Annotated in this window: 15 protein-coding genes; 6 read left to right on the top strand and 9 right to left on the bottom strand. The window is 44.1% G+C overall.

Translation table 11 applies throughout. The annotated features are described in order from the left end of the window. The first annotated feature begins 133 nt into the window (after nt 1–133). On the top strand, nt 134–1,540 hold the full coding sequence (cls, locus tag BLV62_RS17695; RefSeq protein WP_089763301.1) for a cardiolipin synthase: 1,407 nt from the start codon (nt 134–136) through the stop codon (nt 1,538–1,540). On the opposite strand, the gene BLV62_RS17690 is transcribed toward cls, so the two are convergent. The 3 genes from BLV62_RS17690 to ybeY all read right to left on the bottom strand — a co-directional run bounded on the left by BLV62_RS17690 (nt 1,532) and on the right by ybeY (nt 5,013). Next, nucleotides 1,532–1,948 (bottom strand): hypothetical protein, encoded by a 417-nt coding sequence (locus BLV62_RS17690; protein WP_089763300.1) that lies wholly within the window; start codon nt 1,946–1,948, stop codon nt 1,532–1,534. The two genes, cls and BLV62_RS17690, sit on opposite strands and share 9 nt — an antisense overlap. A gap of 586 nt (nt 1,949–2,534) precedes the next feature. Beyond that, complete coding sequence (gene mnmG, locus BLV62_RS17685) at nt 2,535–4,403, bottom strand: tRNA uridine-5-carboxymethylaminomethyl(34) synthesis enzyme MnmG (RefSeq protein ID WP_089763299.1); 1,869 nt, start codon at nt 4,401–4,403, stop codon at nt 2,535–2,537. 184 nt (nt 4,404–4,587) lie between these two features. Next, the gene (gene ybeY, locus BLV62_RS17680; RefSeq protein ID WP_089763298.1) at nt 4,588–5,013 is read right to left on the bottom strand and encodes an rRNA maturation RNase YbeY; all 426 of its coding nucleotides are present in this window, start codon (nt 5,011–5,013) and stop codon (nt 4,588–4,590) included. 165 nt (nt 5,014–5,178) lie between these two features. Here ybeY and BLV62_RS17675 point away from each other — a divergent pair, with 165 nt between their 5' ends. Beyond that, entirely contained in the window at nt 5,179–5,415 is a 237-nt protein-coding gene (locus BLV62_RS17675; RefSeq protein ID WP_089763297.1) for a FeoA family protein, read from the top strand. 2,045 nt (nt 5,416–7,460) lie between these two features. Here BLV62_RS17675 and nadA read toward each other — a convergent pair. Then, nucleotides 7,461–8,462, bottom strand: coding sequence for a quinolinate synthase NadA (nadA, locus tag BLV62_RS17670; protein ID WP_089763385.1), 1,002 nt, complete (start codon nt 8,460–8,462; stop codon nt 7,461–7,463). Nucleotides 8,463–9,234: 772 nt separating this feature from the next. Here nadA and BLV62_RS17665 point away from each other — a divergent pair. Continuing rightward, complete coding sequence (locus BLV62_RS17665; protein WP_089763296.1) at nt 9,235–11,322, top strand: peptidylprolyl isomerase; 2,088 nt, start codon at nt 9,235–9,237, stop codon at nt 11,320–11,322. Nucleotides 11,323–11,419: 97 nt separating this feature from the next. Further along, complete coding sequence (locus tag BLV62_RS17660; RefSeq protein WP_089763295.1) at nt 11,420–11,926, top strand: DUF2480 family protein; 507 nt, start codon at nt 11,420–11,422, stop codon at nt 11,924–11,926. Here the strand turns inward: BLV62_RS17660 and corA are convergent. Both corA and BLV62_RS17650 read right to left on the bottom strand, forming a co-directional pair. Further along, nucleotides 11,923–12,951, bottom strand: coding sequence for a magnesium/cobalt transporter CorA (corA, locus tag BLV62_RS17655; RefSeq protein ID WP_225889628.1), 1,029 nt, complete (start codon nt 12,949–12,951; stop codon nt 11,923–11,925). The two genes, BLV62_RS17660 and corA, sit on opposite strands and share 4 nt — an antisense overlap. A gap of 303 nt (nt 12,952–13,254) precedes the next feature. Then, nucleotides 13,255–14,505 (bottom strand): DUF3472 domain-containing protein, encoded by a 1,251-nt coding sequence (locus BLV62_RS17650; RefSeq protein WP_168927892.1) that lies wholly within the window; start codon nt 14,503–14,505, stop codon nt 13,255–13,257. A 229-nt stretch (nt 14,506–14,734) separates the two neighbouring features. On the opposite strand from BLV62_RS17650, the gene BLV62_RS17645 reads away from it, so the two are divergent. Then, nucleotides 14,735–15,328 (top strand): type 1 glutamine amidotransferase domain-containing protein, encoded by a 594-nt coding sequence (locus BLV62_RS17645; RefSeq protein ID WP_089763292.1) that lies wholly within the window; start codon nt 14,735–14,737, stop codon nt 15,326–15,328. 31 nt (nt 15,329–15,359) lie between these two features. Here BLV62_RS17645 and BLV62_RS17640 read toward each other — a convergent pair whose 3' ends face one another. Beyond that, the gene (locus BLV62_RS17640) at nt 15,360–15,746 is read right to left on the bottom strand and encodes a septal ring lytic transglycosylase RlpA family protein (protein ID WP_089763291.1); all 387 of its coding nucleotides are present in this window, start codon (nt 15,744–15,746) and stop codon (nt 15,360–15,362) included. 113 nt (nt 15,747–15,859) lie between these two features. Here BLV62_RS17640 and BLV62_RS17635 point away from each other — a divergent pair, with 113 nt between their 5' ends. Further along, nucleotides 15,860–17,599 carry a thiamine pyrophosphate-dependent enzyme gene (locus tag BLV62_RS17635; RefSeq protein WP_089763290.1) on the top strand — a complete coding sequence of 580 codons (1,740 nt, stop codon included), beginning with the start codon at nt 15,860–15,862 and terminating at the stop codon, nt 17,597–17,599. Here BLV62_RS17635 and tamL read toward each other — a convergent pair whose 3' ends face one another. Then, nucleotides 17,600–20,059, bottom strand: a complete 2,460-nt coding sequence (gene tamL / locus BLV62_RS17630) for a translocation and assembly module lipoprotein TamL (protein WP_089763289.1) — start codon at nt 20,057–20,059, stop codon at nt 17,600–17,602. Next, a complete protein-coding gene (locus tag BLV62_RS17625) occupies nt 20,043–25,118 on the bottom strand; it encodes a translocation/assembly module TamB domain-containing protein (RefSeq protein WP_139170256.1) in 5,076 nt (1,691 codons plus the stop codon). The genes tamL and BLV62_RS17625 overlap by 17 nt, the downstream gene beginning before the upstream one ends. Nucleotides 25,119–25,350: the final 232 nt, after the last annotated feature.

Below are 25,350 nucleotides of genomic sequence, written 5' to 3'. Positions count from 1 at the left end.
CCTGAATTATGTAATTTCAACTTACCTTACTATATCAGTGTTAATTAATTAAACTTTTCAGGTGAGATTTATAATTGAATATCTGACGGGATCTAACTGGCATATTCTTATAAAAATATCCAGCCTGGTACTTATGACTTTAATATTCATAGGTATTGTTGCCACTATCCTGTTGGAGAACAGGAATCCTATTAAAGCTGTTGCTTACATACTGGTACTGGTTTTTATCCCCATTGTTGGCTTGATCGTTTACTATTACCTCGGCAGAGATCTTCGCAAACGACGACGGTTTACGCTAAAAGGAAGCAAGGATGAGGTCTTGTTCACGCGATACTGGCAGTCGCAGAAAGCCGAGATAGAGAAACGGCAGGTAAACCTGCGGCAGCTGGTAGGCAGCAAGCAGGAATTATCTTCTATGCTGTTGAATACGCGGCAATCGCTGCTTACAAGAAACAACCGGGTGCAGTTATTAATTAACGGCGATGAAAAGTTTCCTGCCGTATTTGCAGCATTGAGAGCCGCGAAACATCATATACATATTGAGTATTACATGGTGTCGGAAGATACTGTAGGAAACGAGTTAACAGAGATATTAATAGAGAAACTAAGCCAGGGCGTCCAGGTCCGGTTCCTCTACGACGATATGGGCAGCGACAGGATCGGGTCTATCCCTAAACGCCTGAAAGAACATGGAGCGTTGGTATATCCATTTTCCCCTGTGCTGGTAGATTTCTACCTGAATGCCAACTATCGCAATCACCGTAAGATCATAGTTATTGATGGTTCCGTAGGTTTTGTTGGCGGTATCAATATGGACGACCGGTACATTAACAACGGTAAACATGATTTATTTTGGAGAGATACGCATTTAAAAATTGAAGGAGATGCAGTAGGTATTTTACAACTGCAATTCTTAATGAGTTATCGCTATTGCAGTAAAGATGTATTTCCTTTTGAAGAGCCTTATTTTGTAAAACCTGAATTAACCGGTAATTGCTTTGTAGATATAGTGGCCAGTGGTCCGGATTCTGAATGGCCGGTTGCCATGCAGAGTATTTTAATGGCTATTAACCTGGCGAAACGAAGAGTACGGATTGCTAATCCATATTTCATTCCCACAGAAGAAATCCTTACTGCTATGCAAACGGCATCATTGGCAGGTAAAGAAATTGAATTAATGTTACCATTGAAGGGAGATTCCTATATCGTGCAGCATGCAGCGTTATCTAACATGAAACCATTGCTGGCGGCGGGTATAAAGGTCTTCTTTTATACCCGCGGATTTATTCATGCAAAAACGATGGTGATTGATGATAACCTGGCCTGGGTTAGCTCGGTAAATTTTGATAACAGGAGTTTTTACCTGAATTGTGAAATCGGTGCGTTGATCTATGATCCTGAAGTGGCGGCCAAGTTGAATAAAAGTTTCGAAGATGATCTGCTTTATTGCGTACCCGTCCAGGAAACCAGGTGGAATAAGCGAAATATAATGAAGCGGTTTATGGATGGTTTATGCCGCTTGCTTACTCCGTTATTGTGAGTCCCTTTCGTCGTCTTCGAAATCTAGGAATTCACCGTTGTCGTCTTCCAGGTCTTCATGCCTGTCGCCTCCCAGGCTGTAGATATTATTTTCTTCGTCTTCTTCTCCAATGTCTTCCAGGTCGTCGTCCAGCTCGGCGCCGGGCACATCGAGGTCGTCTCCTACTTTATCCTTTCTCCATGTTTCTTCCTGTTCATCACTTTCATCAAACGGGCGTTCTTCCCTTTCGGGCAATTCACTGTTACGCCTGAATGAACCGGTTACTTCATCGATGTCAATATTTGCTTCTTTATCATTATTCATGATATCCTCGCTGGCCGGGTAAGTAGGATAGCCTGGAAATTGTTCATCGCGTGATTCATTTTCTTCACCGGCTTTTTTCTGCGGCTTTTTATTTTTATCGTTCATAGCAGTAAGATTTAATGTAAAAAGATGTTCGAATGCCGTGCCATTTCATTGTTGGCAAACGGTTAAATTATAACACTGCTTGAGTATGTTTGTTTAATCCCGGCTATATGGAACTGGTATGGATGAGTTCTTTGGACTCCTATTTCTCCGGCTTTTCATGTGCTTCTTTCCTGCCACAGGTAGTAGAGTTTTTTTGCAGAAAGTTTTCGGCGGTTTTTCCTGTTGGCAAGCAATATACTTTCGTATAGTCGTTAGCGTTATTAAATAATTGGAGACGAAAAAATTGGCTTGATGATTAATTTTCTATGCTTCGGCGACTACTTAAGTGTATTTAACAGGAAAAGGAGTTCTTAAACATTTTTTAGACCTTTTTCGCCTTCTGTTATGAAATTACGCATTTTTAGCCTCATATTCGGCCTCATACCATTTTATAACATAAGTATTCAACTCCAGTGAGATCTTCAAAAATTGACCTATTTCTGAAGGTCGATTTTTTCAGGGAAACACTAATTTTTTTGAAAAAAGCGCAAAAAAAGACCTGGAAAAATATTTTCCAGGTCTTTTTTCTGTTTTAGGTAGATAGAGATTATCGACCCATATATACCATTAAGATTTGTACGTCGCTCGGATTTACCCCGCTTATCCTGCTGGCCTGACCAAGCGTATGTGGTCTGATCTTATTGAATTTTTGTTTTGCTTCGGCAGACAGGGAAACCAATTTGTTATAATCGAAGTTGGATGGAATGGCCAGGTCTTCGAGTTGACTCATTTTCTGAACCAGTTCCATTTCCTTTTCGATGTATACATCGTATTTAATTTGGATTTCGGCCTGCTCTAATGTTTCCCTATCGAAGTCTGCTAATGCCTGGTTAATTTTCTCCACCTGGTTTTTCATAGAGAAAATATCCAGGTTGGGACGTAACAGGATCTGATGTGCTTTTTGTTTTTGAGATAATGGAGCAGAAGATTTCTCTGCCAGCAAACCGCTGATCTCTTCTGGTTCTATTGAAAGTTCTTTCAGTATCTTTTTGACCTGTTCTACACCATTCCTTTTTGCCAGCATTTTCTGCATTCTCTCTTCACTTGCCAGTCCCATTTTGTAACTTCTTTCGGTTAAACGGAGGTCGGCATTGTCTTGTCGCAGCAACGTTCTGAACTCGGCGCGGGAGGTGAACATGCGATAAGGTTCTTCTGTTCCTTTATTGATCAGGTCATCTATGAGTACGCCAATATATGCTTCGCTTCTTTTCAGTACAAAAGGAGCTTCTTCCCTGCTTTTCAGGTGAGCGTTTATACCTGCCATAATACCCTGGCAGGCAGCTTCTTCATACCCGGTGGTACCGTTTATTTGTCCTGCGAAAAATAAGTTCTGAACATGTTTAGTCTCCAAAGAGAACTCCAGCTGTGTAGGCGGGAAGAAATCATATTCGATGGCATATCCGGGCCTGAACATCCGGCAGTTTTCGAAGCCGGGAACCAGGCGAAGCGCTTTCATTTGAACATCTTCCGGTAAGGAAGTAGAGAAACCATTGACGTATATCTCTACGGTATCCCATCCTTCAGGTTCAACAAACAGCTGGTGCCTTTCTCTTTCGGCGAAGCGATTTATTTTATCTTCGATGCTTGGGCAATAGCGAGGTCCTGTTCCCTGGATACGTCCCTGGAACATAGGCGACTTATCGAACCCCGTTTTCAACATATCATGTACTGCCTCGCTGGTATAGGTGATCCAACAACTTCTTTGCTGTGCCGGGGTGACCTTAGGAACATCCAGGTAAGAGAATCCTACGATTTCATCATCGCCCTTTTGCTCTTCCATTTTGGAATAATCCAGGCTTCGTCCGTCGATTCTGGGAGGTGTGCCGGTTTTAAGACGATCGCTTTCAAACCCCAAGGAAACCAACTGTTCGGTTAAGCCCGTTGCAGCTTTCTCTGCAACTCTTCCTCCGCCGAATTGTTTTTCGCCGATATGGATCACTCCATTCAAAAACGTTCCATTAGTTAATACTACAGCCTTTGCTTTAATCTCGTGGCCCAACCCTGTAATAACGCCATAACATCTGCCGTCTTTTACCAAAAGCCCCTTCACCATATCCTGGTAAAAGTCCACATTTGGCGTTTTCTCCAGGGCTTCTCTCCATTTGGCTGCAAACAACATCCTGTCGTTCTGGGTGCGCGGGCTCCACATAGCGGGTCCCTTGGAACGGTTAAGCATCCTAAACTGGATCATAGATTGATCGGTCACAATACCGGAATACCCTCCAAGGGCATCTATTTCACGAACAATCTGTCCTTTGGCAATTCCCCCCATAGCGGGATTGCAACTCATTTGGGCAATGGTTTGCATGTTCATGGTTACCAATAATACTTTGGAACCCATATTAGCAGCAGCAGCGGCAGCCTCACAACCAGCATGACCAGCGCCTACAACAATTACATCGTATGATGGAAACATAATTCGTTTTTGGAAAGTGCAAAATTACATAGAAGAAGGGAGATTCTCCCTATAAACTATAATGTTCCACGTGGAACATAGGAGCTTTAACAATTTACCTATGTTTCACGTGGAACATTAAGTGTTTGAATTCGGTTATGCGTATTTGACTAAAGACTTATAATGTTCCACGTGGAACATTACATTATGCACCGAAGTATTTACTCAAATATTCATTCTCTTTGCTTCTCATCAGCTCAGCTTCTTTTTTGCTTTTATCCTTAAAGCCGCAAAGATGTAAAGCACCGTGAAAAATAACCCTGTGAAGCTCCTGTTCGTACGGAACACCGAATTTCTCCGCATTCTCTTCCACCCTGTCGGTACTCACATAAATTTCACCTTCGGTAATACCAGGATCTTCCCCCATTTCAAACGTTACAATGTCGGTATAGGTATCGTGCTTTAAAAATTGCTGGTTTATCTCCAGTAGATAGGCATCATTACAGAAAATATAATGCAAGCTCTTCAGATCTTGTCCTTCAGCTGCAAAAAGATCTTTCAGGAAGCCCTTCAGTCTCCTTTTATCTTTCAAACGATCCTTAACCTCGTGAGATGTAAATTGTATAGCCATTTATTACTTTAAAAAAACGGATGTAAAAATAAAGTGAAATTTATGTTTAGCTCCACCTTTCTTTTTGGATATTGAGGATACAAAGGTAACTTTGTTAGATCATCCATCGAATTAATTCCCAAAGCATAAGGGAACAAAGATTTAAATCAGAATAATACGCAGGACATGAAAAAGGGCGCAATAAAATTGTCTTCCCTTAGCACAGGGAAAAGTGCAGTAATTATAGAGTTCGAGAAAGACGATCTTCACATCAAACTAATGGAAATGGGCTGCGTTCCCGGTGAAGAAGTAAAAATCGAAAAAATTGCTCCCCTAGGAGATCCAATTTCTATTTCAGTAGCAGGATATAATCTGTCTTTACGTAAAACTGAAGCCGATCATATTTGGGTAGAAGAAATCTAAATTTTTGATCAAAAAAATTTTTGAAAAATGGGTATTTCAGAGAGAATACCCATTTTTTATGGGCAAAAATGGTCCGAAAAAGCAAAAAATGGCCGAAAAATCGTGAAAAGTGGCCAAGCAAAAGGTCAAATTCAGCAAAAAAAGCTGACTGAACGAAAAAGGGAAGTGTTTCAGCGACGATTCTTCTAAAAAAATCCCAATCAATACTTTAAAATAACACTCAACCACTCCACTTTCCTAATATAAATAAATGTCAGCGCCGGTTAAATGAGATCCGGTTCAGATTTCTCTAAACCAGGACGAAAATTTAGTATAACGATCCAACCATCCACATCTATTTCTTCACGTAAAACTCCCTTATACAATATATATAGAGTGCATACCTATAAAAAATACAAACCACTCACATATTGTATTGAGATCCCCACCCCTTGCAGCAAACATCAGGCATAGCCTTATTCTGAAAGGGCATCGTTCTTTGGTAAAAAATCTTGATCTCTAATCCTCATTCAAAAATCAAATCCGAGTTCATTCTAACATTACTTCATCGGCACAAAACCACCCCGCCAGATTTCATCATATCTTTTTTCGCAAGGGTTTCCCCAGGACAAACATAACAACCAGATGCTCAGCAGACTCCTTAAGCCCTTACAATTGCGTAGCCATCTATTTCATTCCATACACCCACTCATTTATTCTGTGTCAATTTCTCAGGCCACATATGACCTTCCCAAAACGACACAAATTACCTGATCTCCTACCCACCAAGGAAAATCCAAGAATATAGCATTCTCAGCTCATTATATTGCCTTCCAGGATCGCATCAAAATTATAATCAAAGGGATACCACGTACAATAACAAAATATTTAAACCTCAGGGGCATCAAAAGGTAGAATGCCCTGCAGACTAACAAGCGTGTAACGCCTCCCTCCTATACCGTGGCCAAATAAAACAGTACACTGGATTCTTATTTTGTTGCCAGCGCTCTCACAGTTAAATACAATTCAGAATTGCAGCCAATACCGGAGTGAAGGAAAAATATTCAATTCTCAGCGCTTTCCTTAGGCCGTGAGAATTCAACAGATTTTGACCCGATCGCATGGGCTACGTCAGTAAATAATCTACACGCTGTTGGTAAAGCGCTGACAATCCAATAGAAATTATAACATCAAGGGTAACCACACGAAAAAAATGAATAGGTAAATCTCAGCGCCTTCATTTTTGTTGATGTTAATTGAGATAAGAGAAATAACGAAAATATTCTCGTGAGCAGTCCTACATTAAAAGATCTCCTCCCGCTTATAAGTAAATTAGTTTCTACACAATTCTCAGCGCTTAGGCAGTCTTATGAGAATCGCGTATTTAAACGTCGCTCGGCCTACCCCAACGGGTTATTTAAATACCAGAATCTCAGCGCACTTATTTTATGAATTTTGATTCGTAGTAGAAAAACGGGAACATTAAAATGAAGCTCTTTAAGGAGCGGGGCTATAATAAAATATCCCCGTCCATCCACCAGATAATTAACGTTTAAAGGATTCTCAGCGCATAGCCAACCATCTGACAATCGAGTATATAAAAGAACGCTGGGGTAACCCAACGGGAGGTTACAAATATCAAAATCTCAGGGCCTTCATTTTTTTCAATTCGATCAAATATGGGGATAAAATAACCGGTTATCCACAGCAAAAATCCACTTCCGCACAAGTTGATAATAAAATATTCCGATCTATCCACAAATGAATTCACATTTACGCTATTCTCAACCTTTATGCAGCCTCATGAGAATCGCATATTCAAAATAATCCCGTACCTACCCAATGGATAATTTAAATATCAAAATCTCAGCGCCTTCATTTTTACTTTTCAACGCATTATAAACAGGAAATTCACCGGATATCAACAAATAGGAAGGAGTAATTAAATCATTGAATCCGAATAAATTATGGGCAAAAAAAATCCTGGAGATATTTTTATCCCCAGGACCTTAATAAAGATATTAACAGAATGATGCCATTTCGTTGTTGATTTTCAACAACTTACACTAGAGGCCGGCTTTAGCACTGATTTCAAGCATCCGTTCGATTGGCTTCAAGGCAGCTAACCTCAGCGATTCATCCATCGTGATCTCCGGTTGTTCATATTCCATGCACAAATACAGTTTCTCAAGCGTATTCAGTTTCATATGTGGACAATCATTACAAGCACAAGCATTGTTGGGTGGCGCCGGGATAAATGTTTTGTCCGGATTCTCTTTCTCCATCTGGTGAAGGATACCGGTTTCAGTAACAACGATGAATTCTTTCGCACTGTCCTGTTTGCTGTATTTCAGCAACGCAGTTGTGGATCCGATGTAATCCGCCAGCGCCAGAACCGCCGGCTCGCACTCAGGATGTGCAATGATCTTCGCTTCGGGGTGACGTACTTTCAGTTTTGTGATCTTCTCCAGGGAAAATATTTCATGCACCATGCAGGCTCCGTTCCACAAAACCATGTCTCTACCCGTTTTTTTGATCAAATAAGCGCCTAAATTCCGATCGGGGGCAAAAATGATCGGCTGATCCTTGGGAACGCTTTCGATGATCTTTTCGGCGTTAGAACTGGTACAGATGATATCGCTGAGCGCCTTGATACCCGCAGAACAGTTGATGTAGGAAATCACGATATGATCCGGGTACTTATCCCTGAACTTCTTAAAGAGCTCCGGAGGCGCACTGTCGGCCAGCGAGCATCCCGCTTTCAGATCGGGGAGCAAAACCTTTTTCTGGGGACTCAAAATTTTGGCTGTCTCAGCCATAAAGTGCACGCCGGCAAAAACAATGATATCAGCATCTGTTTTCGCGGCCTGCTGGCTCAGTCCTAAACTGTCGCCAATGTAATCGGCAATATCCTGGATGTCTGGCTCCTGGTAGTAGTGAGCCAGCACAATGGCATTCTTTTTCTTTTTCAGATCTTCTATCACTGCAAAGAGGTCTAACGTTGGATCAACGGCTATATCTAAAAAACCTTTTCGCTGCAAATTTTTTTTCGCGTCAGCGATTTCCATAATCATAGCTATATACTTATTTATTTATTTAAAAGAAAAAGCCCACTACTATTAGGGCTGTGAATTTGTGGAAATCTAATTTCCGAGTTTGATACAAATGTAGTTGTTATTATTTTTTACTACGCTTTCCACATTAAATTAACATGCTGTTTCCGCGTCAATACTGGATTTTCCTATTTTCATCCACATACGTGGATATCGTTGTTCGTGTAAAAAATTAATGTTAACCCTATATTAGGAAAATGTTAAAAGACGAGCTTAACTATTCACAATTTCGCCTTGGAAAAAACTAGGGACAAAAAACGGAGAATAACAAAATTTTTTATTCCTGTGTATAAAGGCACCTTTTCCCACGTTATTTTACGTTTTACAGGGGTTTTTACACATCTATTGTGGAAAAAAACAGAGTTGGGACGTTTAACGTCCCAAATTTTGTTTTAGACGATTTTAGAGCCATTTACTCACATTTTTATGTGAATAGGCATTTTTACGTTTTCAACAATTGTGAATAAGCTAACGGGGAAGTATTGCCTCCAAATTTCATGAAACAGCAGCACAGTGAACCCTTTCAGAAACCTAAAATATTGAAAAATATAACGGTGAAAAACGTCCCAATGTGTGGAAAACCTGTTAATGCTTTTCGCTCCACTTTAGTGTTATAAACCGCTGGAACCCTTGCCTGTATTGGATTAGAAGGCAAAAAATACTCTTTTGCAGTTACAGTTATTTTATTCTATTTTTGCTAACCTTAAAAATGTAGACTATATAATATATGTCAGTAATTCAGAAAATCAGGGACAAATATGCCGTAACGATCATTGTGGTGATCTGCGTGGCAATAGCGAGTTTCCTATTGCAGGATGCCTTCTTCGGCAAAAATTCCTTTATGCGTAGAAATACTACAGCTGGTAAGGTAAATGGTGTAGAGCTTGATCAAGCGGAATACATGCGTCGTATTCAGATTGCAGAAAACAATATGCGTTCTCAGTATCCTAATATGGATGACCAGATGCGTGAAAGCATTCGTGAGAGAGTATGGGAAGAATTTCTGACTGAACAAATCATGGGCGAACAATATAAAAAGCTCGGAATTGAAGCTACCGACGCAGAAGTTGTAGACCAATTCTATGGTAAAACGGTAAACCCGATCGTTGCCCAGCAATTTTCCCGTAACGGAGTTGTAGACCGCGACGCTATCAGGAATGCATTAAGCCAGGGCAACTCTAACCCTAATTTGCGCGAAAGCATATATGAATTACAGGGAATGGTTGCTAAATACCAACAGCAACTGAAATATGTAACATTAATAAGACAAGGTATCTATTATCCTAAATGGTTGGCGAAGCAAGACCAGGCAGATAATAGCCAGATAGCTAATATATCTTATGTAAGCGTTCCTTATGCTACCATCTCCGATTCTGCTGTTAAAGTAACTACAGCTGAATTGCAAAGGTTCATAGACGAACATAAGAAACTGTTCGAAGTGGAAGAATCACGCAGAGTTGAATTTGTGTCGTTCGATGCAATCCCTTCCGGCGCAGATTCTACTGCCGCTATCCAACAGATCGTTGCTCTGAAACAGGAACTGGATACCACTAAAGAAATTGCCGGTTTCATTAACCGCAACTCTGATATTAAATATTACGATGGTTATGTTTCCAAAAACATGGTAAATGTTCCGCAGAAAGATTCTATCGTGAACCTGCCTGTAGGCAGCACTTTCGGTCCATATTATGATGGTAACCTGATCGTGTATGCTAAAATGGTAGACCGTAAAAACCTGCCGGATTCTGTAAAAGTTCGCCAGATCGTTATTGCTTCCGGTCCACAGGGTGGAATTCCTGATTCCATTGCTAAGAAAAGAGCCGACAGTATTGCTGTAGCTCTTCGTGGCGGCGCTAACTTCCAGGAATTGCTTGCTAAGTATTCTGACGATCCGGATAAAGAAAACAACCACGGCGAAGGATATATCACTCCTACCGCCCAGGCTTTCCCTGAGTTTAAGGAGTTTGCCCTGGAAGGCGCTAATGGCGAAATCAAAGCAGTTAAAACTGCTGTTGGGTATTTCGTAACCCAAATCCTGGAACAAAAGAACATTGGCCCTGCTATTAAAGTAGCTTACCTTGGTAAATCAGTGGATGCCAGCAAGGAAACCAATAACACTATGTTTGCTGCAGCCAGCGATTTCGCATCTAAAGCACACAGCTCAGCTAACGATTTCCAGAACACTATTCAGAAAGAGAAGCTGAACAAAAGAATTGCAGATGTAAGACCAATGGATTTCTCTGTTGCCGGTATTGGCCAGGCGCGTGAACTGGTTCGTTGGGCATATGAATCCAAAACTGGTAGCGTAAGCAACGTATTTACGTTCGACGATAAATATGTGGTAGCAGTTTTAACCAATGTTACTGAAGCAGGAACTGCCCCATTATCAGCAGTAAGACCTCAGGTAGAAGCTGAAGTGAAGAAACACAAGAAAGCAGAACAGATCATCGCTAAACTGAAATCTCCTGCTTCCCTGGAAGCTGCTGCTTCTTCAACCAATCAGCCAGTGCTGAAAGCTGAGAATGTGAACTTCGCTTCTCCGTTCGTGGCCTCTCTCAACTTTGAGCCACGTGTTGTGGGCGCTTCTTTCAATAAGAACTGGGGTACCGCTAAAGTATCTTCTCCTATTGAGGGTAATGCAGGCGTATTCGTTATCAAAGTGGATAACTTCCAGCCATCCGGCCAGCAGCCTCAGGACATTGCCACCGTGCAAGCTGCATATGAGCAAAACATGAGATTGATGCTGGATCAGCAATTAATGCCGGCGCTGAAGAAATTAAGCGACGTAAAAGATACCAGGAGTAAATTCTTCTAAGGTCAAAACATTTTTAACTGACATAGTAAAGGGAGGCTTTATAGTCTCCCTTTTTCTTTTGAATGATTCGTAAATTTGTTAGGTAAAAAGAGAAGAAATGGACGAAATAATAAATAAAGTAGCGCAGAGTGGACTGGAAACCATCGACTTAGAGGATTTTTACCCCCAAGGTGAGATTGTGACCTTCGATATGAAGGATTACCTTTTTATGGGTATGATACTGAAAGAAAAGGATTTCAGGGCCAGCATGCAGGCGCTGGACTGGGAACAATACCGGGGGAAAAACGTAGGGCTTGTTTGCACAGCAGATGCAGTGATCCCGCTGTGGGCATATATGCTGGTAATGACCAACCTGGAACCGGTAGCAAATTATGCGGCCTTCGGAGATGCAGATTTTATTTATAAGACATTATACCTGCAAAATCTTGCGAAAATTGATCTGGCCCCATTTCATGATAAAAGGATTGTAATAAAAGGGTGTGGAGATAAACGTGTTGGAGAGGTTGCCTATGCAGAGATCACCAGGCTGTTACGCCCGGTTGCCAAAAGCATTATGTATGGAGAGCCTTGTTCTACCGTTCCCGTATATAAAAAGAAGGTTTAGAACCATCCCCGCTTCCTGAAAACAAGGATCATCAGGAGGAGTAGAAGTCCCATCCCTCCAAGGGTGTAGTAGTACCCGTTTTTGCTATCCAATTCAGGCATATTATGGAAGTTCATGCCGTAGATGCCTGCTATCAAAGTAGGCGGCGCCATCAGCGTAGTAACTACGGCCAGCACTTTCATAATCTCGTTCATTTTGAGATTCAGCTGGGTATGATACATCTCCTGCAGGTTGAGTACCATATCGCGATAGTTATCTGCCAGGTCGTTACACTGAACTATATGGTCGTATACATCTTTAAAGTACTTCGTTACATGGTCTTCCAGGAGATCACTCTCGCTTTTAACGAAGCCATTCACTAATTCCCGTACCGGTGAAATAGCCCTTTTGAAAAGAAATATCTGCCTACGCAGATAATTGATCCTGGCCAGGGCCCTGGTATTAGGTTGGTGCTGTACAATGTCTTCCATCATCTCTATCCGCTCTCCCAACTTATCCATCACCATAAAATAATTATCCACGATCACATCCAGCAGCGCGTAACAGAGGTAATCTGCTCCCCCATTCCGGATCCTGGAACCCTTGATGGATAACTTGTTCCTTACAGGATCAAACACATCCCGGGTCGGATCTTCCTGGAAAGAGATCACGAAATTCTTGCCCATCACAATACTTACCTGCTCCTGGTCTACCGAGGCGCTTTCACTATTGAAATAGATCATCGGCAGCAAACAGAAAAGACGGTCATTGATCTCATCCATCTTCGCTCGTTGACCAATGCTCAGGATATCTTCTTCCAGCAAAGGATGTATTAAAAACTGCTGACAAATGGCATGCACCTCCTCCTTTCTCAAGCCATCGATATTGATCCAGGTTAAGGTTGGCGATTCCAGGTATTTAAATGTTTCTTCGACGCTGTTTAATACAATCTGGGAACAGGATTCTGCACTATAATCAAATACAGTGATCTGGATTTTTTCGGCTGGTTGCCGCACAGATATCCCCGCAGCCGGATTAAAGTTCATAATCCGCTGTTTTTTTACTTTAAAGGGATTTAAAACCTGAACTACATCCGTAATGGGTAAATTTTTGCGCCAAGCCATACTGCCAGAAAATTTTGCTATGAATTTAAACCAAAAAAAATCAATAGCTCCCCCCAGCCCTTAAAAAAGGAAATGTGAAAAACAGCAAAAATATCTGCGCCACTTTTGTCCTATAGGGTATATAGACAATAACTTAAAAAAAAAGACTGTATCAAAAACATTTTGCACCTGGGTCATTATGCAATTCCCAGGGGCAGATAGTTTTGATACAGTCTCTATACTTTTTTAGAACTTCGGAAGATCTATTGTTGGAGGTACGCCACCGGCGGGCCTTTCAAACACATCGCCATATTGTGCATTAGCGGGTTTAAATCCGCCGTTCCATAAATAGAACCAGCCATTTTCGCTGCCTCCTCCGTAATCTATCCTGTCTTTTGCTTTGGCTGTAGCATCGTTGGTGAATTTAGCCCGGGTAAGTTCTATCCATTCACCTTTGTCTGTTTTAATCCAATGATTGCCAAAATATCCTTTACGTTCCCATTGCCCGTTCTCAAATCCAAAGTTTTCGAGGAAAGAATAAAGATGCCCCATGTATTTCCCATCTTTAGGCGCCCTGAAGCTTGCAATCATTTTCCATTCTTTATGTTCCGGTACATAAAAGTATGCAGTATATGTTGTAGTGTTGCCTGCCGGAACACTGTGCATCAGGAAGCGATAGGTCTGATCTGCTTTCCAGTTATAGATCCAATGACTATGGCCGCCCGTTCCCTCATTGCCAAACCCGCTCGCATATACGCTGTCGCCTTTTGCCAGCAGAACTACCTGGTCTTCATACTTTACTTTACTGCGCTCTTCCGGCTCTCCGCCTGCATCCCAGACCGAAAAAATGATCCTGCGTTCGGTTGGCGAATTTACCTGCATGCCAAAATAGCCCCTGTGGAAACCGCATGACATGAAATATGTATCCAGCTTATCTTCTCCTGCAGGCACTTTTATTTCACCATAAAACCACTCGGCATTTTTATTTTCAGGAATCGTATAGCCTAAATGCACGGATGCGGCCCTGCGCCAGGGTTTGGGATTATATTGAATATTCCGGGCAAGCTCACCAGATAACTCTACTCCTTTGATATCAGGATACTGTGCCCCTTTTTTATTAAGCCCTTTCAGTGAGATACGATAAAAACCGGGTTGAGGAATTTTCACATCCATAACTGGTGTTGTCGTATAGTCTTTGCTGTTAGGAATGCTTACTTCTTTACTTTGTTCTGCGAGAGAAACGGATATCCTGCTGTCGGAAGCTGCTTTAGCCAGAACAGCGAGTTTCAGATCTCCGGCTGCGGGTGTGCAGAAATAAAAAGTGACAGTAGCCTTATTGCTTTTCCAACCTATGACGCCTTTTTGTTGGCTGATAGTTACATTTTGCTCGTCAGGTTCGGCGTATGCGGTAAAGCCGGGAAGCAGGATGGTTGATGTTTGGGCATAGGAGGCAATGGCAAAGCCAGCAGCCACCATCGTAGCCATTAGTTTTTTCATGATCATTGTTCTAAAAGTATGTCAGACAAATAAAAGCCGAACCGCCTACATATACAAGTGAGCCCTGGCAAAATTGACAATGCAATGAGAAATTTCAACGATCTGAGAAAGAAAATAGACAGGCCCTAAACACGCTGATCCTTGTTGATCCCCCCTGTCAAAGATGATTGATTGCAGGAATCGTTTTTGTGCCATAATCCGGATTATTCATCATTTAACACATAGGGTTATGGGAACACAATTAAAAGACAAGAAGGTTGCCATAGTAGTGACCGATGGCTTTGAAGAAGTAGAATTAACAAAGCCGCTGGACGCGCTGAAAGAAGCTGGCGCCACAGCTGAGATAATTTCGCCTAAAGACAAAACGGTTAAAGCCTGGGCAGAAACCGACTGGGGCAAGGAATACCAGGTAGATAAAAATATAGAGGATGTTGTAGTCAGTGATTATGATGCCCTTGTTTTGCCTGGCGGGGTAATGAACCCAGATCACCTGCGGGTTAACGATAAGGTGGTGGCATTTGTAACCGGCTTTTTCGATGAAGGAAAACCGATTGCCGCTATTTGCCACGGGCCATGGACGCTTATCGAAACCGGGGAGCTGGATGGCCGGAAAGTGACTTCTTACCGGTCGCTGAAAACGGATCTTGAAAATGCGGGCGCTTTGTGGCTCGACCAGGAAGTGGTTGTAGATAAAGGTCTCGTAACCAGCCGGACTCCCGACGACCTGCCTGCTTTCTGTAAAAAGATGGTCGAAGAGATTGCGGAAGGTCCTCACAACAGAGTGGCCGGAGCTAACAACGGAGGCGTTTCACAGCTAGGCTAAGAAACTGAGCAGGAGCGCGTTAGCCTCCTGCTTATTTTTTCTTCTTCTTATACTTTACTTCAACATTAGCCACTCCGGTATTGATCATACCTATTCTTCTTGCCGCCTTGGAAGAAAGATCAATGATCCGCCCCTGTACAAATGGCCCGCGATCGTTGATCGTTACCTTAACGCTTTTTCCGTTTGCTATATTGATCACCGTCACCTTGGTTCCGAAAGGCAATGTTTTATGGGCAGCTGTCAGTTTATTCTGGCGGAAGATTGCACCACTGGCTGTTTTCCTTCCATTGAAAGAGTCGGCGTAGTAAGACGCTTTCCCGGTTTCCGTGACTTTGCGGGCACAGGACGCCAGAGTAGCGGATATAAGCAGAAGTAGGCCGAAAACAGGTAGTCGGCAGGGCGCAGGGATAGGTAACATAGACGGTAATTTTTGCTGTCTAAAAATAAGGTAAAAATACAGGGTATTAATATTAAAATACCCCGTATGAACAATGTTTATTCAAAGCTGTTATCAGTTCAAAAAAATAATCTATGGCAAAATTAGTTGCAGATCAGATAGTAGAAATGTTGGCAAATGCAGGGGTTAAGCGCTTGTATGCAGTAACAGGAGACAGTTTGAACCATCTTAATGATGCTATTAGACGCGATGGAAGAATTCAGTGGATCCATGTGCGACACGAGGAAGTAGGCGCATATGCCGCCGGTGCTGAAGCCCAGTTGAACGGGCTGGGTTGTTGTGCCGGCAGCAGCGGGCCAGGGCATGTTCACCTGGTCAACGGGTTATATGACGCTCATCGTTCCGGCGCCCCGGTTATTGCTATTGCATCTACCTGCGCAACAGACGAATTCGGGATGGGATACTTCCAGGAAACCAATACCATTAAGTTGTTTGACGACTGCAGTTGTTACAACCAGGTAGCGGCTACCGCCGGCCAGGTACCGAAAATGTTGCAGGCAGCCTTGCAGCATGCAGTACATAAACGCGGCGTGGCGGTGTTTGGCTTGCCGGGGGATGTGGCCGCTGAAGACGCAAAAGAAACTACCACCGCTACGAAGATCTACCAACCTAACCCCATCGTCAGGCCGTCGGACAGCGAGATTACAGCGCTGGCTGAGTTGCTGAACAGCGAAAGCAAAATATGTATTTTCTGCGGCCTTGGCGCCGTTGAAGCACACGACGATGTCATAGCGTTGAGCCGGTTGCTGAAAGCTCCGGTAGCCTATTCTTTCCGTGCAAAAATGGGAATACAGCACAATAACCCGTACGAAGTTGGAATGACCGGCTTACTGGGTATCGCATCTGCCTATAAAAGCATGCATGAAGCAGACGTAGTACTGCTGTTGGGAACAGATTTTCCCTACACTCCTTTTCTGCCTGAAAATAATAAGGTTGTACAGATAGATATCCGGCCTGAACGCTTAGGTAGAAGAATTGCCCTGGAAATGGGGCTATGCGGCGACGTAGGCGACACGTTAAAGGCGCTGCTTCCTTTGCTGAAAGAAAAAACTGACCAGGGCTACCTGGATGCTATGGTAGAATTTTATAAAGAAGTGCAGGTGCGGATGCAGACATATGTGGAAGATAAAGGAAAAGAAGACGCGATCAGCCCTGAATTCGTTGCTGCCGTCTTGAATAAACTTGCTGCTGTTGATGCAATTTTTACTGTTGATACGGGGATGACAAACGTGTGGACAGCCAGGTACCTGGAGGGAACAGGGCAGAGAGTTTTGTTGGGTTCGTTCGTTCACGGATCTATGGCTAATGCAATGCCACAGGCAATTGGCGCTGCGCTGGCCCGCCCTGGCAGGGAAGTTATTGCGTTGTGCGGCGACGGAGGCCTGTCTATGCTGCTGGGCGACCTGGTTACCATAAAGCAATACCAACTCCCTGTAAAAGTGATTGTGTTTAATAACCGGTCATTAGGGATGGTAAAACTGGAAATGGAGGTAGCCGGCCTGCCCGACTGGCAAACAGATATGGTAAACCCCGATTTTGCAGCAGTAGCGGAAGCAATGGGGATAAAGGGCTTCAGCGTACGTAAGCCCGAAGACCTTGAGAATACCTTATCTATGGCTTTGCAAACACCGGGTCCTGTATTGGTAAATATATTCACCAATCCAACTTCCCTGGCAATGCCGCCTAAGATTGAATTTTCACAGATGAAAGGATTTGCTTTATGGATGAGCAAATTGATATTAGGCGGCAGGTACGACGAAGTTTTTGATGCAGTAAAATCGAACTACAAACATATCAGGGATATCAGCATTTAATTAGAATGGATAACCTATCGCGATATTCAGGATTAAATTCTTTTTCCTCCATTCAGGATCGCCGAAGTTGATCTTATTAAAGACCCAACGTTCTTTCTCTGGCAGATAGGGTATCCTGAATGGAGTTGCCAGGTCGAGCCTTACAACCACAATAGAAGCGTCTATACGCAACCCGATACCGCCGCCTACAGCGATCTCCTTATAGAATGAATCGAACTTGAATTTACTTCCAGGTTTATCTGGTACATCTTTCTGCAACCAGATATTACCGGCATCCACAAAAGCTGCAAAATTGAATACACTGGCAAGGTGGATGCGAACTTCCGAGTTAAACTCCAGTTTAATGTCTCCTGCTTCATTGGCCAGCAGGGCAGATGAGTCAACCGCCGGGTTGTGATAAGAACCCGGACCCAGTGTTCTGGCCCTGAATGCCCTTATACTGCTGCTACCACCGGTGAAGAACTGCTTCACGAAAGGCAGGGTTTGGGAATTGCCATATGGCAGCCCGTACCCGAGTAATAAACGATTGATCCACTGCTTGCCATTACCTATTTTCCAGTAATGCCGGCCTTCAAGCGTAAACCGTTCGTACTGGGCAAAAGAGTTGCCGATTATGGTTTTCTGGCCGGTATCATTTTTAGGGATGATCAATCCGGCTATGTTTCCGGAGATATCTATATTACCGCTTACGAAGAAGCTGTGGACCTTGTTAGGTTGCAGCGTATTGTAGGTAATGGTATAATTGCCCCCGAGAATGAACTGCTTTTCGATAGCTGAACGCTGGCTCGGATCGTTCTTCAGGATGCTGTCGTAAGCCGCAGTGGTTTTTGTTGGCAATACATATGTAACTGCTATAGGAGCCAGGCTATGATTCAGGTATTGTGATTTCTGCCATAAATACTGCAGCTGCAACGTATATGCGTTGAGGTTATACAGGTCTGATCTGCTGTACAGTTCATACCCGGCACTTATCCTCGTCCTTGGAACATAGGGAGTACGTATGTTCAGGTTTTTGAAAGGCGTGATAAACCTTGGGAAGGTAACGGCTACTTCGCCCCCCAGCATGTAGGAGTTGGACCCGCCGGCTGATTTATTACCTGTTTGCCATTCCATACCTCCTTTCAACCCGATTTCCAGTAAAGCTGCTCTGTGCAGCCAGTTGCGGTTTTTGGCGGTAAGGTTTACCTGTGATCCTATAAAACCGTTCGACTTGGATGTACCACGCAGTTCTGCCTGTAATGATCTGCGCTGGTAAGGGGTAAGGTAGAATTTAGCATCCAGCCAGCCGCTGTCAAGAGAAAAGCGGTTGTTCAGCATTGTAGCGTAGTTGATGCGCGACAACGTATCTCTCACGGCTGTTGAGTCCCTTCTTCTTCTCATGGAAGTATCTCTTGGGATCGCATTCGGGTTGCCCCCAACAATATTGTGTTTACTGGTATCGCGAACCGGCGAAAACTGTCCTTTTACAAATTTGAACACACCCAGGTTGATGAGGCGTTGCAGGGTAATATCGTGTGAACTGAGCCGGTATAGGCTATCCGGCCGGAGGAACACCGACCTGTCGAAGGCCGAAGATTTGAACCGGTGTGCAGAGTCTACAATATAAATGCCTTTATAATTCACCGGCGTACCCAGGGTTGATGTGGAATCGTTGTCCAGCGAATAATCCGGGAACAGGGTGATATCTCTTAGCTTGTACGGGCGAAGCGCCAGCGCTGGCGTGTTGTCTTTTACCTTTACATAGAGATTGACTTTTCCGTCCAGGGTACTATCAGCCTGCACGATCAGGTAATCGGGAGTGAAATAGTAATAGCCCTGTTCTTTCAGGTAAGCGTGTATGCGCTCCCGTTCGGCTTTGATGGAGTCCAGTGAATAGGGCGCTCCTGCGATCAGGGAACTTCCATCCCTGGATTTCAGGATAGTTCTGCCCAGCCAGTGAGTATCCATAATATACATTACCCGGTTGATGGTATAACGGTGATTAGGAGATACAGTGTAGTTGATACTGGCTTTCTTCTTACCGGAATATTTAATGGCATTTGTTACCTCAGCCTGGAAAAATCCATTGTCTACCAGGTAACTTTCCAATATGTCTGAAGTGTAGTCTGGTTTCGCTGAGCTGAGTAAAACAGGCGGCTCTCCCCATTTCTTTCTTAATAAATAATTCAGTCCCTTCCCTTTGGGTTCTTTGCCGAGATTGTATAACCAGAGCTTTATAGGCATACCTAAAAACTTCCTGTTAGGGTTAGGCCTTATTCTTTTTTCGAGTCCCGACATCAGCGAGCCATAATCCTTAGGTCTTTTCTTTGTAACAGTATCGTTCGTCCATGTAACCTTGCTGCCGGTATATAACCTATCCCCTTCCGGTACGGTACGGGTGGTGCTGCAGCCGCTGATAAGCAGTACAATGCAGCAGAACAGCATACAGGAAACGAATATATGGTTACTTCTTATTCGCATCAGTGGTTGGAGTATTTTTAGTGTCTTTGTTTTTGTTGTTCCGCAGGCGTTCTTTTCGTGCAGCTGCCTTTGAGCGCTGAAATATTTCCCTGAACTCGTCGTAATCCATTACCAGGGCAAATGCTACACCCGTTTCCACGATCTGGCCTTCTATCACGGTAGTATTGTCGTTGTGCTGGTAAACACGGATCCTGTACCGGCCATCGCGGGTCAATTTATACTCAACAGAAATATCGCCAATTAATGAGCTGGCGTTTTGCGTATTACCGGTGAGCATAATATTGGAACCAACGGAAACGGTTAAACGATCATTGAACAATCTCTTTGAAGCGCCAACATTTAACGTGGTTGTTTCCTGCGCCGAGCCTGTAGAATAATCTTCTTCACTCTTCAGGTCAAAATTCAGATCAACCCCTTTGATCAGGTTGCCGGCAAGGTTGTTCAGCTGTTGGGAAAGGATCTTGCTCACACTGTTCCTTGCCGCCTGCTGTACTCCGCCACCGGTACTTTCCAGTGTATTGGTGGGATCTTCCGGAATGAAGGTATTCAATACCAGCAAGCCCATCACCTGTTTATTCAGTTCAGACGGTACCTGGTTGATCTGTTTGATACGGTTATACGGACTGCCACCCAGCACGTTCCTGTCTTTTTCCAGCATATCGAGCTGGAAGCTGATATCAGGTTTCAACATGCTTCCCTTGATCATCAGGTAAACGATAAAAGGAAATTTCTGGCGATAAGTATTCCGTTGCTCGGCCGACATGCTTTGCAACTGGTCTGCCACCAGGTCGTAGGCTGCGGCGTTTACAGTGTATTTGGCTGTAATGTCGATATCCGCATTGGTAGGCTCGCCGCTAAAGGTAATGGAACTGCCTTTCTCAATGTTGAAAGACCTTTTGATCAGCTGGTTCAGCGACATTTCATACTTACCCTCATTGATCTCGTAGCGGCCCGTTAAACTTAACTTGCTGCTGGGGTCGAGAGTGGCGTTAAGACTGGCAGAACCCTTTGCCTGAACATAATCCCCGTTCTGTGAATCGATGATCACTTTAAGCAGCGATTCGGGAGTGATATCCAAAGTGCCTGAGAGGAACATGCCTTTAAGGCGGGTAGTATTATATCTTAAGCTGTCGTTTTTAGCCAGCATTGCGGAATCGATGGGGTTAGAGAGGTCAATGAACTCTACAACTCCCTCCCTGTTGGCAATACCCGGTTCTTCCTGCGGCAGCGTCATGGTAACGCTCGACTTATCCCGGAGCTTCACAGCAGCATCTATCCTTGGCAGATCCAGGGAACCCCGAACAGAGATCTTACTGTCTATGTATGCAGGACCGTAAACCAGTTGATCCGGCGTTTGCTGGCTGCCAAGCACCATAAAGTTTTCGGCATTCACATTCAGGTTCAGGAGGAATCGTGAGAAGTCCTCGGTATTGATCCGGCCATTCACTACCAACTCGTTGTTAGCGCTGTCGGCAATCACCAGGTTATTCATCTGGATGCCTTTTTCATCGATCAGGATATCTTCATTCGGTAAACGGAAGGTAGTACCTATCATGTTCACCATTCCGGACGCTTCATCGAAATGCAGGTTACCCAGGATATGCGGAGCTGAAGTAGTTCCGCTGAAAGTGAACTGACCATTGGCGCTACCCGACATCCTGGAAACGGTTCCCCCGGTAAAAGGCTCCAGCGACGCCATGTTCAGCTTATTGATGTTTAATTTGGCGTTGATAGTAGAATCATATGTTCCTTCAACCCTTACGTCGTTGTCGTTACCCTGCAGGTTGGCAGTAAGGCCGTATTGGTCAGGAGTATTGTTCTCTACTTTTGCATCCAGCGTACCCAGTGTTGAGTTTTTCACTTTCAGGCTGTCTACTTTTAATGTAGCCTGAACCAGTGGAGAAGCATTCCAGTTACGAACAACGGCGTCGGCATTCAACACTCCGCTTGCCAGTAATGTATCTGTTGCCAGCAAACCGGTAATGGTAGATAACTGGAAGTCGGTGATCTTTGCTGCCAAAGAAGGTACGGAACTGGTATCCGCCTGGGTGAACAGGTGAATAGCCTGGCCATCGTGAGATAGTTTAATGTTTGCGGTATCCGGCATTCCGTTTTTGAGCCGGAAGATATTATCCTTGTCTACGGTCCATTCTTCCTTATTAAGCAAAATGCCCGGTTTCAGGGATAATGCAATTGCGTTATCGTTAAGGAACGACAATAATCCCCCGAACTTATATTTAGGCCGCCTTTTAGCATCCGTCAGCAGGGTGTTGAAATCAACATTTCCTGAATTTGCCTTGGCGGCAACGTAAGTGTAATAAAGCGGGAAGGTGGGATGATCCATCTTCGAGATAGCCACATAGGTATTCAGCGTGGTATCTATTATCCGGGCATATAAGCGGAAGCTGTCAATCGCCAGCGAATCGTACCTTACTTTTGGCAATGCCGCATGTACATAGAGCAGGCTGCTGTCGCTGTTCAGGCGGCCTTCCATTGTAAGCGGCACATTCATTTTTAACGTAGGAAGCAGCGCCTGCAATGATTTAGGCCAGAGCAGGGACGCATTCCAGGCCAGTACCTGGTTAGAAGGCACTTGGATGACGTTAGCGGAGTCGATCGGCGTCAGCGGCTTATTTATAATGCCGGAGAAAGCAGCCCCGATCTTGCGATAGTCCATGTGTCCATATGCGTTAATAACACCCAGGGGGCTATGGAGGGTAACATATTGCTGATCGGTGTAAGTGGCAATTAACGCCGTGCTATCTACAGGAATTACCGTTTCATTGGTTGCAATCTGCCAGTTGGTAAGGAAAGCGCCACCTTCTACCCTTTCAGGGGCAATGCTCTTGAAGTTGGCATCGAGCTTTCCTTTCAGCATTAATGGCTCACTATACCAATGGGTGGCGTAAAGATCCGCTTTGGTCAGGTCGAGGAACAGATGCAGGTCGCTGGCCGTGGAATCTGTCAGTTGTCCCTTTACATCAAATTGTGCAATGATATTGGAATCGGCGCTCTCTCCCTGCGCATGGAAGTCGCCATGGCTTATCTCACCATTTACATTAATATCATGATAGGTATACCTGTTAAAGGTTGCTTCATTCAATTGGGCGTTTACATTGGCGGCCATCTTACTGATAGTATAGCCCTGGCCGTTAGCTTCCAGTCGACCCGTCATCCAGCCCATGGTAGTATCGTACATCAGGAAGCCGGGGTTCACCCTGAAATGCGGGATATTCACGGCATAGCTGCTCCTGATGCTGTCTGTGATATTTGTCAGGCGGGCATTGACTGTCGCGGTTGCATAATCGCTCTTTAACTGCAGGGCAGTTATCATGTTATTGATGCCGCCTTTGAACATCCCGGTAATGACCATATGAGCCGGGAGGCGCGGGGTATCCGGCAGCGTGCCGGCAGGCAGCCATGAACGGAGCTGTTTATTTCCTGATTCGATATATAGGTCGGGCAGGTAAGCAGAGAACTTGTTCATATCCGCTGCATGCATAACCTGGCTATTGCTGGCTTTAATGATATTGCCCTGGTTATCTGCCAGGTAAAGCTGCTTGATAGCCAGATCTGCCAGTTTCCCTTTTAAGATAGCCGAGAGGGAAATATTTTTATCCCACAGCGGTTGAAAAGATTTATTCTGGCGGGCATTGGGCACAAACGGGAGCCATTCTCCCAAAGCAACTTTAACAGAATCCAGGTCTGCGTCTATTCCCAACTGATCCAGGTGATCGGCCATTACAGACCAGCCCGGAGTGGTAACCTTAATAGATTTCCTGAATATACTCCTGTTGGTTTGTATCAGCAGGTTGCTGAGTGTAAGTGATTGCGGGGTAAATACTACATCCATATTGGCTTTACGTAGTGTGAACCCGGATTTGTCTTTAGCCGATAAAGCTTTTACAATGGCCGAAATGCTATCCGGCTGATACCTGATATTGTGAAGTTTGGCTGTAATGTTATGCAGTAAAAGGTGGTTGTAATCGGGGTTGGGGCCTGCGGCTTTAGGGGCCGGTCCGCCGTTGTCGTAACGGGTGACTACCCTATCGAGGTTCACGTTTGTGGCAAAGACCTTCCAGGTGTTCGGGGTAGTGTCTGCCGGCGTTGCCGGGGCAGGCGCTTTTCCTGGCGCCATCATTACATAACCTGCTGCGCCGTTTATAGCGAGATCGCCGATCTGGATGCGTGTCGAATCCTGGTCGAGGTTACTGTTTTTCAATTGAAGTTTAGTGATCTTCCAGTTAGTGGATATTCCAGAGCCTTCGTCTTCATATAAAAAATAGCTATTCGTGATAGCCAGTTTTTTAAGAAGCAGATGAAGGGAAGCTGCCGAAGTATCTTCTTTCGGCGGCGGTGGAGCGGCTGTTGTAACAGCCGTGGGGATATATTTCTGACGGAAGAAGCCTTTCAGCCCATCCAGGGTAATATTCCTGAAAGCGTAGATCCCGTCGTCGATCAACAGGTCGTCCGGATCTACATGGAGGCTATCGAAAGTTGCTACGGCGTGCATGCCTGTCAGGGCGTCCTGGAATTGCAGTTTAATAGTTCGCAGGTTCAGATCTTTTAACCTGAATTGTATGGTAGTGCCGGAAGCTTCGGCCAGGGTATCTGGTTCTTTTTTAGGACTAACGAATGCGTCGATCGCAAACTGGAAGTTGAATGTCGAATCACCGGGTTTCCGGTAGGCGTTAACGATAACAGTGTCCCAGTCTAACCTGTCGACCCTTAACTCGTTGCTGATCAACGCCAGGAGGTTGTAACGAAGTTTGAGGTCGGCCGTATAGAAAAGGGTTTGATTGGAGGTATCAGCTACATAAACATCCCTGAGTTCGAGGTATTGCCATCCTCTTGCGCGGAGATAGCCTATACGAACTTTGGTATTTAGTTTTTTCTGAAGGTAGTTTTCGCCTTCAATTCTCAAATAGTTTTGAACGCCTTCCAGTTGAAGCAATAAAACAGCCATTACGGGCAATAAAAGCACCGCAACAAAAATCCACAACAACCATCGCCACCAGCGACGGTGATGTTTTTCTCCGGTTTCTGTTGGTTCTGTCACTATGTGTTATTAGAGATAATTACTGAATATAAACGTAAAAGCACGCTTATGGTTTACTTTACCTATAGGATAGTATAACCGGAGCGTATAGACCGGGGGTACAACAAAATTTATACCCGGGGTCTTCTGCTTCTGTTCATTTTTGCAAGAATACACCAAAATACGGGAACGAACATACTATTTGAATGAACAATACCAGTTAATGAGTAGGAAAATGCTCAGATTGTTGCGG

This window comes from Chitinophaga terrae (ex Kim and Jung 2007), assembly GCF_900107795.1.
In the GTDB taxonomy this organism is placed as follows: Bacteria; Bacteroidota; Bacteroidia; order Chitinophagales; family Chitinophagaceae; genus Chitinophaga; species Chitinophaga terrae.
The sequence above is the reverse complement of the archived record's forward strand: the minus strand, read 5'-3'. Positions and strand labels throughout refer to the sequence as shown.